The 13,033-nt window shown below is 31.7% G+C and carries 15 protein-coding genes and 1 pseudogene; 11 read left to right on the top strand and 5 right to left on the bottom strand.

Going from position 1 to position 13,033, the window contains the following annotated elements:
* Window positions 1-145 precede the first annotated feature (145 nt).
* From MJ_RS01625 to MJ_RS01615, 3 genes are all read left to right on the top strand, one after another.
* Window positions 146-847, top strand: coding sequence for a DUF169 domain-containing protein (locus MJ_RS01625; RefSeq protein ID WP_010869806.1), 702 nt, complete (start codon window positions 146-148; stop codon window positions 845-847).
* A 99-nt stretch (window positions 848-946) separates the two neighbouring features.
* Window positions 947-1,204, top strand: a complete 258-nt coding sequence (locus MJ_RS01620; protein WP_010869805.1) for an MJ0307 family thioredoxin — start codon at window positions 947-949, stop codon at window positions 1,202-1,204.
* A gap of 28 nt (window positions 1,205-1,232) precedes the next feature.
* Window positions 1,233-1,415, top strand: a complete 183-nt coding sequence (locus MJ_RS01615) for a hypothetical protein (protein ID WP_064496460.1) — start codon at window positions 1,233-1,235, stop codon at window positions 1,413-1,415.
* 33 nt (window positions 1,416-1,448) lie between these two features.
* Here the strand turns inward: MJ_RS01615 and MJ_RS01610 are convergent, their stop codons facing one another.
* On the bottom strand, window positions 1,449-2,636 hold the full coding sequence (locus MJ_RS01610) for a chloride channel protein (protein ID WP_010869803.1): 1,188 nt from the start codon (window positions 2,634-2,636) through the stop codon (window positions 1,449-1,451).
* Window positions 2,637-2,725: 89 nt separating this feature from the next.
* Here MJ_RS01610 and MJ_RS01605 point away from each other — a divergent pair, with 89 nt between their 5' ends.
* From MJ_RS01605 to MJ_RS01590, 4 genes are all read left to right on the top strand, one after another.
* Window positions 2,726-3,205 carry a gamma carbonic anhydrase family protein gene (locus MJ_RS01605; RefSeq protein WP_010869802.1) on the top strand — a complete coding sequence of 160 codons (480 nt, stop codon included), beginning with the start codon at window positions 2,726-2,728 and terminating at the stop codon, window positions 3,203-3,205.
* Between the two features lie 53 nt (window positions 3,206-3,258).
* Entirely contained in the window at window positions 3,259-3,675 is a 417-nt protein-coding gene (ribH, locus tag MJ_RS01600) for a 6,7-dimethyl-8-ribityllumazine synthase (RefSeq protein ID WP_064496458.1), read from the top strand.
* A 117-nt stretch (window positions 3,676-3,792) separates the two neighbouring features.
* Window positions 3,793-4,080 carry a phosphoribosyl-ATP diphosphatase gene (gene hisE, locus MJ_RS01595; protein WP_010869800.1) on the top strand — a complete coding sequence of 96 codons (288 nt, stop codon included), beginning with the start codon at window positions 3,793-3,795 and terminating at the stop codon, window positions 4,078-4,080.
* Window positions 4,081-4,128: 48 nt separating this feature from the next.
* Window positions 4,129-5,013 (top strand): 7,8-dihydropterin-6-methyl-4-(beta-D-ribofuranosyl)-aminobenzene-5'-phosphate synthase, encoded by an 885-nt coding sequence (locus tag MJ_RS01590; protein ID WP_010869799.1) that lies wholly within the window; start codon window positions 4,129-4,131, stop codon window positions 5,011-5,013.
* Window positions 5,014-5,059: 46 nt separating this feature from the next.
* Here the strand turns inward: MJ_RS01590 and MJ_RS01585 are convergent, their stop codons facing one another.
* Entirely contained in the window at window positions 5,060-5,950 is an 891-nt protein-coding gene (locus MJ_RS01585; RefSeq protein ID WP_010869798.1) for a selenium metabolism-associated LysR family transcriptional regulator, read from the bottom strand.
* Between the two features lie 361 nt (window positions 5,951-6,311).
* Between MJ_RS01585 and fbp the strand changes: the two genes are divergently transcribed.
* Entirely contained in the window at window positions 6,312-7,472 is a 1,161-nt protein-coding gene (gene fbp / locus MJ_RS01580) for a fructose-1,6-bisphosphate aldolase/phosphatase (protein ID WP_064496457.1), read from the top strand.
* 15 nt (window positions 7,473-7,487) lie between these two features.
* Here fbp and MJ_RS01575 read toward each other — a convergent pair whose 3' ends face one another.
* Window positions 7,488-7,940 (bottom strand): flavodoxin family protein, encoded by a 453-nt coding sequence (locus tag MJ_RS01575; protein WP_010869796.1) that lies wholly within the window; start codon window positions 7,938-7,940, stop codon window positions 7,488-7,490.
* Window positions 7,941-8,101: 161 nt separating this feature from the next.
* Here MJ_RS01575 and MJ_RS01570 point away from each other — a divergent pair, with 161 nt between their 5' ends.
* Window positions 8,102-8,827 (top strand): hypothetical protein, encoded by a 726-nt coding sequence (locus MJ_RS01570; protein WP_244409442.1) that lies wholly within the window; start codon window positions 8,102-8,104, stop codon window positions 8,825-8,827.
* Window positions 8,828-8,866: 39 nt separating this feature from the next.
* Here MJ_RS01570 and MJ_RS01565 read toward each other — a convergent pair whose 3' ends face one another.
* Window positions 8,867-9,424, bottom strand: coding sequence for an MBL fold metallo-hydrolase (locus MJ_RS01565; RefSeq protein WP_064496456.1), 558 nt, complete (start codon window positions 9,422-9,424; stop codon window positions 8,867-8,869).
* 68 nt (window positions 9,425-9,492) lie between these two features.
* On the opposite strand from MJ_RS01565, the gene fdhD reads away from it, so the two are divergent.
* Together fdhD and MJ_RS01555 are read left to right on the top strand one after the other, a co-directional pair.
* Window positions 9,493-10,176 carry a formate dehydrogenase accessory sulfurtransferase FdhD gene (fdhD, locus tag MJ_RS01560; RefSeq protein ID WP_010869793.1) on the top strand — a complete coding sequence of 228 codons (684 nt, stop codon included), beginning with the start codon at window positions 9,493-9,495 and terminating at the stop codon, window positions 10,174-10,176.
* A complete protein-coding gene (locus MJ_RS01555; protein WP_010869792.1) occupies window positions 10,164-12,689 on the top strand; it encodes an ATP-dependent helicase in 2,526 nt (841 codons plus the stop codon). The genes fdhD and MJ_RS01555 overlap by 13 nt, the downstream gene beginning before the upstream one ends.
* On the opposite strand, the pseudogene MJ_RS09300 reads toward MJ_RS01555, so the two are convergent.
* Window positions 12,669-13,003: pseudogene (locus MJ_RS09300) on the bottom strand (hypothetical protein). The gene MJ_RS01555 and the pseudogene MJ_RS09300 overlap by 21 nt on opposite strands.
* Window positions 13,004-13,033: the final 30 nt, after the last annotated feature.

The raw sequence follows: 13,033 nt of genomic DNA, 5'->3' as shown, positions 1-13,033 counted from the left end.
TTCATATGATTTTTTATTGTTTTTGGTGAAAGGCTATGATATGATTTAAATTTTTTGTGATTTGGAATTAAATCGAAAAGTATATATACTGGGGAAGTTAATAATATAGTTCGTAAAACATACACAACCATTCACAGGTGAGATTATGGATGTTAATGAAATAAGAGAAAATGCAAAAAAGTTAATGGAATTGATGATGTTAGATAAACCATTTGTCGCTGTAAAATTGGCAAAATCAAAGGAAGAAATTCCAGAAGGCTATGAAACATTAGACGAAGAAAAAAGACACTGTGAAATGATTCAAATGGCAAGATTAGAAAGAAAAAAATTATATGCAACAGTTGATAAACACCTCTGTAAGGGAGGAGCTTATGCAATGGGGGTCTTTAGAAACCCACCAGAACCATTAGCAACAGGAAAATTATATGTCAAATTAGGAAACTTTAAAGATGAAGAGGCAGCTAAAAAAACAGTTGATGCAATACCAAAAGTTGAAGAGGAAATTTATGCAACAGTCTATGCTCCATTAGATGAAACCGACTTCATTCCAGACTCAATTGTATTTATTGGAGAGCCATTATATGCGTTGAGGTTAGTTCAAGCAATACTCTACCATAAAGGTGGAAGATTCCAGGCAGATTTCTCAGGAATTCAGTCATTGTGTGCTGATGCTGTAGCGGCAGTTTATACAAGAAAAGCTCCTAACATGACTTTAGGTTGTAACGGTTCAAGAAAATACGCTGGAATTAAGCCAGAAGAAGTTGTTGTAGCTTTCCCACCAGAGAAATTGAAGGATATTGTTGAAGCAATTGAACACTTCAGACAAGTTTGGACATGTGGTCATTAATTTTTAGCCTATAATTTAATATTCTATTTTTGGAAAACTATTTATAAAAATTTGGATAAAATTTTTATTATAAACTTAAGAGGTTTTTAAGGTGTTAGTATGTCAAAGGTAAAGATAGAGCTTTTTACATCACCAATGTGTCCTCACTGTCCTGCAGCTAAAAGAGTTGTTGAAGAGGTAGCAAATGAAATGCCGGATGCTGTTGAAGTAGAATACATAAACGTTATGGAGAATCCTCAAAAGGCAATGGAATATGGGATAATGGCAGTTCCAACAATTGTAATAAATGGGGATGTTGAGTTTATTGGAGCTCCTACAAAGGAGGCATTAGTTGAGGCAATCAAAAAAAGACTATAAACTCAAAATTTTTAATTTAGTGAAGGTTATGAAGCTAAGAGTAGTTTGTAAGGATGAAAATCTTACAGATGATGAGCTCTGTATAAAATGTGAGCTCTGTATTGGAAAAGATTTAATGACGATTATAGAAATGATGAATGAGGAATATAAGATAGATGAAATTATCATTCCAAATTGTGAGACATTAAAAAGAATTTTAAATATGGATTAAAATTCTCAAATTTCTCTTTTTTATTTTTTATTTTTAGAACCTTATATATTTGAATATTGTCTCCAATTTTGTCATCTGGTAGCCAATAACTGCCCCTATAGAAGCTGGAACTGCAAAATCAAATCCAAAAATCTCTGTGCATAACACTGCTCCTCCCAATGGAGCATTTGTAGTAGCAGATAATGTTGTGGCAATACCTAAAACTATATAAGGAGCAGAACAATCTCCTATTAAACTTCCAAATATAATTCCAGAAATTGCTCCTATACACATCGATGGAAAAACCAATCCTCCCGGAGTTCCAGAGCCAACAGTAAAGGAAGTAGCTAATATCTTACCTATTAATAGTAATACCAAAAATACCAAAGAAAATTCCATAATAAACAGTTCTTTTGTTAATGTTAAACCCATGCCCATAACTTCTGGTATAAAATAACTTATTACTGCAACTAAAATTCCACCAATCAATGTCTTAATGCAGTAAGGAATTTTAAGATTATCGAAAGTTGAAGATATTTTTCTATATGTTTTTATATAGCAGTGTGCGATTAAAGAGCAGAAAAAAGCTCCTAAGATAAATAAAAGAAAATCGTGAATGTTGATAGTATAGGATAAGGTAATGTTAAATAAATGTTTTCTTCCCGTTATTAAATAAAATATTAGATAACCAACAACACTTGCAATAATTGGAGGAATTAAGTTAATGTAATTAAAATTCTCATGTTCAATAATCTCACATGCCAATATGGCAGTCCCCAAAGGGGCAGAAAACGCTCCCCCCAACCCTCCAGCAATTCCAGTTATAATAACCAACTCTCTATTTTTCAGTTTTAATAATCTGTAAAGCTCATCTGCAAAAGAGGCGCTTGACTGCACACACGGCCCTTCCTTTCCAGCACTACCTCCAACAGCTATAACTGCTCCAGCTAACAAAACTTTTAAAAGTCCTCGAATCCATGTCAATTTTTCATTAGTATTCAAAGCTTTTAAAACCCTGTCAATCCCAGAACCCTTTAGTTCATAAATATAATCAACAAACAATCCAGCAATAAAAAATACTATTGGAATTAATAAAACATTATGCTTTTCTGGAAAATATTCAATGATAATAGCTATAATAACTGAACTTAGCCCTCCAACAATCCCTATTAGTGATGCAATACCAATCCATTTTATTATTTTAATATATTTACCAAACATATTAACAATATTCATGGGCATTCACATTTTTTATACTTTTTTAAATGTTATATGTAGTTTGTATAAAGATAAATATCTAAAAATAACATAAAAAACTTTTTGGTGAAATAATGATTTCAAAAAATGTAAGGATAGCCAAAGGGGCTGTAATTGTTGGGGATGTGACTATTGGAGATTATTCATCAGTTTGGTATAATGCTGTTATTAGGGGAGATGTAGATAAAATAATAATTGGGAATTACTCCAATATACAAGATTGCTGTGTCGTTCATTGCTCTAAGGGGTATCCAACCATAATTGGAGATTATGTATCAATAGGTCATGGAGCAGTTATTCATGGTTGTAGGATTGAAGATAACGTTTTAGTTGGGATGAATGCCACTATATTAAATGGGGCTAAGATTGGAGAGAACTGTATAATTGGAGCTAATGCCTTAGTTACTCAAAATAAGGAGATTCCACCAAATAGCTTAGTTTTAGGTGTTCCTGGTAGAGTTGTTAGAGAACTTACAGAGGAGGAGATTAAAAGCATAAAAGAGAATGCATTGAGATACGTTAAATTATCTGAAACCTTAGAAAGTTATAAATAAAAATTAAACTAAATAGAAATAACAAAAATCCTTTGAAGTAAAAGGTGGTATTGATGGTAAATCTTGGGTTTGTTATTGCTGAGTTCAACAGAGATATAACATATATGATGGAGAAGGTTGCTGAGGAGCATGCTGAATTTTTAGGAGCCACTGTAAAATATAAAATTGTTGTTCCGGGAGTTTTTGATATGCCTTTAGCAGTTAAAAAGTTGTTAGAAAAGGATGATGTTGATGCAGTTGTAACAATTGGGTGTGTTATTGAGGGAGAGACAGAACATGATGAGATAGTTGTTCATAATGCAGCGAGAAAAATAGCAGATTTAGCTCTACAATATGATAAACCAGTAACTCTCGGAATTTCAGGGCCAGGAATGACAAGGTTGCAGGCTCAGGAAAGAGTTGATTACGGTAAGAGGGCTGTTGAAGCGGCTGTTAAAATGGTTAAAAGGTTGAAGGCATTAGAAGAATAGTGTCTTCTAAAATTATAAAAAATTTTTATGAAATTGAATGCCTTCCAAAGAAAGGTGTTCATTAGTGCCTTAGTTATTACAAAATGTTTTGAAAGACACTATGGATAAGGGATATCTATGATTTTAGAGGAAGTTTATGAAATTATAAAACAAAGAATAAAAGAAAAGCCAGAAGGTTCTTATGTGGCAAAACTAACAACCGATGATAAAAAAACGGCAATAAACAAAATCTGTGAGAAAATTGGGGAGGAATCTACTGAATTAATTTTAGCAGCTAAGGATGACAAGAAAGATGAGATTATTTATGAGGCTGCTGATTTAATATTCCATACTATGGTATTATTGGCTTATAAGAACATAGAGTTTGAAGAATTATTAAAGGAATTTGAAAGAAGAAAGAAATGATACAATCTTTTTTTATTTTTAAAACTGAATCATCAATATAGCAGGAGGATGTTAATGAACATTGGAAAAGTTGATAACATAAAGATTTATACCTTAGCTGAGGATTATGCAGGATATAATAGCCCATTTTGGAGCCAACATGGCCTTTCTTTTTTAATTGAAGTAGAATCCAATGGTATTAAAAAGAGAATACTGTTTGATACAGCAACTTATGCAGAACCAATTCTCTTCAACATGAAACTTCTAAACATCAATCCAAAGAGTATAGACATGATAATCCTTTCTCATAACCACTTTGACCATACTGGTGGGTTATTTGGCATTATGAAAGAGATTAACAAAGAAATCCCAATATTTGCCCATCCAAACATATTTAAGGTTAGCTTTGCCACAGAACCAGAATTTATGCTTGCTGGAACTCTTAATAAAACATTAAAAGAAGATATTGAAAAATTGGGAGGGAGATGGGTTTTAAGTAGAGACCCTATAAGATTAATGCCTGGTATCTTTACACTTGGAGAGATTGAAGATGAAGAAAAAATAAACTTTGAGAAAAAGCCAACAATTGGTCTCTATAAGCTTGAAAATGGGAGAGTAGTTTTGGATAATGTAGAGGATGAAATAGGATTGGCTATAGTTACTGAAAAAGGTTTAATTATCGTTAGTGGCTGTTCTCATCCAGGAATAGTTAGTATGGTGAAAAAATCCATTAAAATAAGTGGAATTAATAAGGTCTATGCTGTTATAGGTGGTTTCCATTTAATAGATGCCGACAATGAAAGGATTGTAAGTACAATAAAAGCCCTCAAAAAGTTGGGCGTTAAAAAGATATGTACTGGACACTGCACTGGGTTTAAGGCTGAAAACATGTTTATGGAAGAGTTCAAAGAAGATTTTGAGAGGTTACATGCTGGAAAGATTATAAAATTTTAAAACGATAGTGTCTTTCAAAACATTTTGTAATATAAAAGACACTAATTTAAACCTTTGTAACAAATTCCCAGAATGATTTAACAGCACTTGGATTTTTTGGTCTTCTACTTTTAACTAAATATAAATATCTAACAACATCCAAATCTACAACTGGAACTATCTTAATTAATCCAGCATCTTCTGCCTTTTTAGCAGGGATTTCTGAAACTACGCTAACTCCATAACCTTCAGAAACTGCAGTTATAACTGCTGAATGACTACCCAACCTCATTACAACGTTTAAATCCATTATTGAATATCCCTTATCATTTAAAGCCTTTATAAATGCCTCTCTTGTTCCAGAACCCTCCTCTCTATCAATGTAATCCTCTTTAAGTATATCCTCAAGCTTAGCAGTGCCTTTCTCTGCAAGTGGATGATTTGGTGGGACAATTAAAACCAATCTATCTTTACCTATAATTGTATATTCATAATTCTTATTTTTTAGATAACCAACTGCTGCTATATCTGCCAATCCTTCATCTAAAGCTTTAAAACATCTCTCAGAGTCAGTTATTGTAATCTCAAAATCAACATTTTTGTATGAGCTTTTATACTCCTTAATAATTGATGGTAATATATGCTCTCCAGGGGTTGTAGAGGCATAAATTCTGATAATTCCCTCTGGATTTTCATGTATGGCTCTCATCAACAATTTTGCCTCATTTAACAAGTCTAAAATCTTTTCAGCCCTTTCATAAAATATCTTTCCTTCAGGAGTTAAATCAACTCCCTCAGGAGTTCTCAAAAAGAGTTGGGCATCGAAGTATTTCTCAAGTGCTGATATGTGATTACTGACGGTTCCTTGAGTAATTCCCAATCTTTTTGCTGCCTTAGAAAAACTTTTTGTTTTACTTGCAACTATAAATGTTTGAAAATAACTTATTTTTGGATCCATATTATTATCACCTATGTTACTTAATCCCTATTAGAATAACTAATAATTCCTATATATAAAGTTAATGTGTAGTGAATTTTAAGTACCAATGGAATAGTAAGTATAAATATAAAAAATCTATAATAAATTATTGAGAGAAAATAGCTTTTTTATAGTGCTTTCCAAAACTTACACTCAAAGCATATATATTTAAATTAGTTGTAGATGACAACAGTTACAGGATTAGATTTTTATATCTCCTTTGTGTTTTAAATAGTCGTAATTTCCCGAAACTACTTAAAGTTAAATTTATATACTAATTATCCCAACTAAATATAAATATTAAAGATTTTAACAAAATTCAAAAAACAGGGTGAGCAGAATGGAAAACAACAAAGTAACAATCAGTGTTATAAAGGCAGATGTTGGAGGTTTATGTGGGCACACATTAGCTCCAGATGAGTTGTTGGAGGCATGTGAGGCAGTTTTAGAGGAGGCAGTTGATGAGATTATATTAGATTATTATGTCACAAGATGTGGGGATGACATTGATTTAATTATGAGCCATAAATTAGGTTGTGATAATGAAAAAGTCCATGGATTAGCATGGAGGGCTTTTGAGGAGGCAACAAAAGTAGCTAAAGAGTTAAAGTTATATGGAGCTGGACAGGATTTATTAGCTGACAGCTTTTCAGGAAACGTTAGAGGTATGGGGCCTGGTTGTGCAGAGATGGAGTTTGTTGAGAGAAAGAGTGAGCCAATAGTTGTTTTCTGTTGCGACAAAACAGACCCAACAGCATTTAACTACCCATTATTCAAGATGTTTGCAGACCCATTCAACACAGCTGGTTTGGTCTTTGACCCATCAATGATTTCTGGATTCAAATTTGAGGTTCATGATGTCGTTGGACACAAAAAGGTCTTTTTAGACACTCCAGAAGAAATGTATATGCTCTTAGCTTTAATTGGAGATTATGAGAAGTATGCAATTAAGAGAGTTTATAGAAGAAGAGATAACGAAATAGCTGCTGTTGTTAGCACAGAAAAATTAAACTACATAGCTGGGGAGTACGTTGGTAAAGATGACCCAGTAGCTATTGTTAGAGCTCAGAGCGGATTCCCAGCAGTTGGAGAGGTTTTAGAGCCATTTGCCAACCCACACTTCGTTCCAGGATGGATGAGAGGTAGCCATTGGGGGCCGTTAATGCCAGTTGGAGAGGAGGATGCAACACCTACAAGATTCGATGGGCCAGCAAGAATTATTGCCTTAGGATTCCAAGTTTGTGATGGAATGTTAATCGGTCCTAACGATTTGTTTGCAGATAAAGGATTCGATAAAGCAAGAGAGAAAGCTTTAGAGATGGCAGATATTATAAGAAGAATGGGTCCATTCCAACCACACAGATTGCCTGCAACAATGATGGAATACACAACAGTTCCAAAGGTCTTAGAGGCATTGGAGGATAGATTTATTCCTTTAGAAGGTTTAGAGTTGATTGAAGAAGGAGGAATCACAAGAAAAGACAGAGGAGATGTGGAATAAAACACATAAACTCTTTTAATTTTTTAAAATACTTTTTGCAAACTCTTTTGCTTTTTTAATATCATCTTCATTTGGATGATTTTTATTTAAACCACCAAATAATTTAAAGATGCCATAGGTGTGGTAACCTTTACAGCAAAATTCTCCAAGAATTTCAAATCCCTTACTTTTAAGTTTATCCCTAAGCTCTTTATGGAACATGCTTTTTAAAAAAGGAAAGCCGGCTGTGGAGAAGATAAAGGCTTTTTTATTTGTTTTACTAATCTTATCTAAAAATTTAAATATTGATTTATGATGTTTTCCAAAATAAATTCCAGAACCAAAACCTATAAGGTCATAGTTTTCAATTATATCCGGGCTTACTTTATCAATATTGTAGATATCAGCATTTAGCTCATCGGCTATTGTCTTAGCTATTTTTTCAGTATTTTTATGATGAATGGATTTGTATAAAATTAGAGCTTTCATGGTAACTCCTCCTTAAAGCATAATTAATTAGTTCTTTATTTACTAAATTTTTACTATTTTTATTATTATCAGAAACTTTAATACTTAGTAAGGTTTAAATATTAAAAAGTTAAGATAAAACTATCAAATAATTGATGAAATATCGCCAAAAGGATGACAAAATGAACTTTGAAAATGAAAATGCATTATTTAAGAAGGCATTGGAGGAGAAAGAGAAGGGAAATTATGACGATGCCATTTATTATTTAGATTGGGCTTCTCTTATAGCTTTTGCTAAAGGGAATCTACAAAAGATTAAAGAAATTGAGAAAATACTTTCTGAATTGGTAGAAAAAACTGATTATTTAAGTTTATATGCCAGTTTTTTTATTAAAATAACCAATTCAATACTTAAAAAAGAAAAACTTCCCAATAACATAATTGATGAATTTTTTGAAGCAATAGAAGGAATTGAAGAAAAAGATAAAGAGTTTAAATTTGTTGTAATGGCATTAAAAAGAATAGTTAATTACATGGAACCAATGAATCAAAAAGTTCCTGAATGGATTTATGAATGGATTGAGGATAAAGAGGAGATGATTAAAGAAGTAGAGAAATTTAACCCAGAAAAAGACAAGGTTTTAATTCAATCTAAGGATTTTAAAAAAGGTTTTGTTACGGGGACATTTATAGGTGGAGAGTTGGACAAATCAAAAATGAAAATTGTTGAAAGGGCTAAAATGATGTTTGGAATCATAGAAGTTGATGGAGCAGTTATAGAAATTCCATTAATGGCTATGAATTTCACTGGAGGAATTTTCAGGGCTAAAGGAGTTAAAAATGAGGAACACCTAAATAAAATAATAAAAACTATTGAAGATTTGATGATAGATAGCTATTTCTATTAAAAAATAAGTTGTTGGTTATATTTTGTTTAATCCTTTAATTCATAACAATTTTTCCTTATAAACAATTCCCTCATGTCCAGTAATAACATTTTTTCTCAGTTTTCTAATTTTCTTTAAACTCTCTAAAGCTAATTTTTCATCTACATTCAACTTTGGAGGAATCATCTTTAGTATATTATTTTTTAAAGGAGATGCATCTCCTACAACAACATAATCTTTATAAATAACCGATATAGAGCCATAGGTATGTCCAGGAGTTTCAATAATCTCAATTTCTTTATCTTTAAACTTTTTAAAATCTTCAAAGTTATCGTTAAATCCAAACTCTTTTGGTGAGGCATAAAATGTAGCGTTTTTAAATATTGGGTTGTTTTCTATATGGTCATAATGGAGATGTGTGTTTATAACTACATCTATATCATTTGGAGATAGATTTAGTTCAGATAAGCCTTTAATAATAATATTTTCCATATCTTTTGTTGAAGTATCAACAATTATATTGTTGTTGTCTGTAATAATTAACGTTGATGAAGATGAGGCCTTCTTAATTATTCCATTTTCTCTGATTAAAATCCCTTCATATAGGAGTTTTATCATAATTTCACCAATTAAAATTTTAAATAGAAATTTAAACATGCTAATATATATCAATTAAGGGGTTTATTATGATTAAAAAGGTGAAGATAAAAAAGTTTAATGGCAGAGATTTTTATGATATGGAAGATTACGTGGCTGTTGAAGAAAGCTATAACATTTTTATCAATGGAGAGTTTGTTAAATCTTTATCTATGTCACCAAATTTTTTAAATGAGTTTGCAGTTGGCTTTGCCATAAGTGAAGGGTTTTTAAACAAAATTGATAAAGTTGAAGTTGATAAAAACAACATAAACATCTTTGGAGAAAAGAATGATAGAGAGATTAAAAATAATAAAAATAATAAAGAAATAAAAATAGACATTGAAATCATTAAAAAGATAATTTCTTATGAAATAAAAGCTAAATATTGGGAAATAACTGGAAGTTTTCACTGGGCTTCAATGTTTGATTTAAAAGGCAATAGTATAATTTTTGTTGAGGATATTGGGAGACATAATGCTGTTGATAAAGTTATTGGTTATGCAATATTAAACAATTACAACTTAAATAAGTTAATATTGAGATATAGCGGAAGAATTCCATCTGATATTGTTAAAAAAGCTATAAACAGTGGTTTAAATATTATTATCTCAAAATCCCCACCAACAGATAAAGCCATAGAATTGGCAGAGGAAAATAACATCCTATTAATTGGCTTTGCAAGAAATGGGAAATTTAACATTTACACAAGTGGGAGATTATGGGAAGAGTAGAGTATTTAAAAAAAGAGTATTCTGATGAGGAAATCTATGAAATCTTAGAGAAACCAGTAAAAGAATGGTTTAAAAGAAAGTATAAAACCTTTACTCCACCACAAAGATATGCAATTAAAGAGATTCATGAAGGGAAGAATGTTTTAATTTGCTCACCTACTGGGAGTGGAAAGACATTATCAGCTTTTTTAGCAGGAATAAATGAGTTAATAAAATTATCAATGGAAAATAAATTGGAAGATAGAATTTATATTCTCTATGTATCTCCGCTAAGGGCTTTAAATAACGATATTGAGAGAAATTTAAAAGAGCCGTTAAAAGAGATTTATGATGTTGCTAAAGAAATTGGTATTGAGTTAGATGAAATTAGAGTAGCTGTAAGAACAAGTGATACAACAAGCTCGCAAAAGCAGAGGATGCTAAAAAAGCCCCCTCACATTTTAATAACAACCCCCGAATCATTAGCTATTGCCTTAAACTCACCAAAATTCTCCCAGTTATTGAGTGGAATTAAATATGTAATAGTTGATGAAATTCACGCTTTAACAAACAAAAGAGGAGTTCATCTCTCACTTTCTTTGGAGAGATTAAATAGGATAGCTAACTTTATAAGAATTGGTTTATCAGCAACCATTCATCCATTAACTGAAGTTGCCAAATTTTTAGTTGGTAATGGAAGAGATTGCTATATTGTAGATGTTAGCTATAAAAAAGAGATTGAGATAAAGGTTATCTCTCCAGTAGATGATTTTATCTACACCCCTTCAGAGGAAATTAGTAAAAGATTATACAATTTATTAAAAAAACTCATAGAAGAGCATAAAACAACCTTGATCTTTACAAATACAAGAAGTGCTACTGAAAGAGTAGCATTTTATTTGAAGCAGTTGGGAGTTGAGAAAGTTGAAACACACCACTCATCTTTAAGCAGAGAGCATAGGTTAGAAGTTGAGGAGAAATTGAAAAAAGGAGAGATTAGGGTTTGTATCTCATCGACATCACTTGAACTTGGGGTAGATATTGGAAGTATTGACTTAGTTATTCTTCTCGGCTCACCAAAGAGTGTTTCAAGAGCTCTACAAAGAATTGGTAGGAGTGGGCATAGGTTACATGAGAAAAGTAAGGGGATTATAATTCCATTTGATAGGGATGATTTAGTTGAAAACGTAGTTTTAGCTTATGATGCAAAAATTGGGAAGATTGACAGAATTCATATTCCAAAAAACTGTTTGGATGTTTTAGCTCAACATTTGGTTGGAATGGCATTAGAGAAGGTTTGGGATGTTGATGAAGCTTATAATTTAATTAAAAAAGCCTATCCATATAAGGATTTAAGTAAAAAAGATTTCTTAGATGTTTTAAATTATTTAGCTGGTGGAATTGAAGAAAAAAATGTCTATGCAAAGATTTGGCTTAAAGATAACAAATTTGGGAAGAGAGGAAAAAGTGTTAGGGCTATATATTATATGAATGTTGGGACTATTCCTGATGAGACAGCGGTTGATGTTATAGCAGATGGCAAATACGTTGGAGAGGTTGAAGAGGAGTTTGCTGAAAAGCTGATGAAGGGAGATATTTTTGTTTTAGGAGGAAAGACATACAAATACTTAGGAGGTAGAGGAAATAAAATTAGAGTTAAGGAAGTTTTTGATGAAAAGCCAACAATTCCAGCGTGGTTTTCTGAGCAGTTGCCATTAGCTTATGACTTGGCTTTAGATATTGAAAAATTTAGAAAGGAAGTTTTATCTTCAGATATAGAGGAAATTAGAGAAAAATATGACATAGATGAAAAAACAGCTAAGGCAATTAAAAATTATATGGATGAGCAGAACAAATTTGCAATAGTGCCTGATGATGAAAAAGTGCTTATAGAGAATTTTGATGAGGAAAAGAGAAGATACTATATATTTCACTTTGTAGCTGGGAGAAGGGCTAATGAGGCATTAGCAAGGGCCTTTGCTAATTATATCTCAAAAATAAAGAAATGTAATGTTAGAATATCGGTGAATGATTATGGCTTCGCTTTAATACTACCAAAAAATAGAAAAATAAAGAGAGCTGATATAACTGAACTCTTCAACTTAGATGTTGTTAAAAATGTAAAAGAGAGTATAGAAAGAAGTGAGATTTTAAAGAGGAGATTTAGGCATGTTGCTACAAGAGGTTTTATGATTTTGAGAAGATATATGAATAGAAAAATCAGCGTTGATAGACAGCAGTTTAATGCTGAGATGCTTTTAAAATACTGTAAAGAGGTTAATCATCCATTATATAGAGAGACATTGAGGGAAATTTTAGAGGATAGCTTAGACATTGATAATGCCTTAGATTATTTTGAAAAAATTAAGAGGAGGAAGATTTATTATTTAGAGTTGCCTTCTCCTTCACCATTTGCCTTCAATTTGGTTGTTTCAGCTTCATCAGATGTGATATTTATGGAAGATAAGAAGAAGATGATTGCAGAACTTCATAAAAAAGTTATGGAATTTATTTCAATGAAAGGAAAGAAATAAATAGGAGAGGTTGTAAGTTAGTGATTTCACCCAATTGTAGAACATTATGAAGCTTTTTATCCAACTAACAACCGTATCGAATTTACTATTACTTGGAAATCTATTTAAAACCTCTTTAATCTTGTGATAATAAATTCTAACCGATTCGTGGCTTATGTCTTCGAATTGGGAAAGGAATAAACTTACCTTCCTTAACGATAATCCGAGGTAGTATAAAAGCCCTGCTAAGATTTTAACCTCTATCGATTCCTATTCCTTTTAAAAAGCTTCCTCTCTACGATTTTCTCCTTTATAACTTCTATCATGAGCCTCATATTTTATTATTTTTTTATCAATATTTAATA

This window comes from Methanocaldococcus jannaschii DSM 2661 (genome assembly GCF_000091665.1).
Classification (GTDB): Archaea; AGJL01; Methanococci; order Methanococcales; family Methanocaldococcaceae; genus Methanocaldococcus; species Methanocaldococcus jannaschii.
This window is presented reverse-complemented; position numbering and strand designations above follow the sequence as displayed.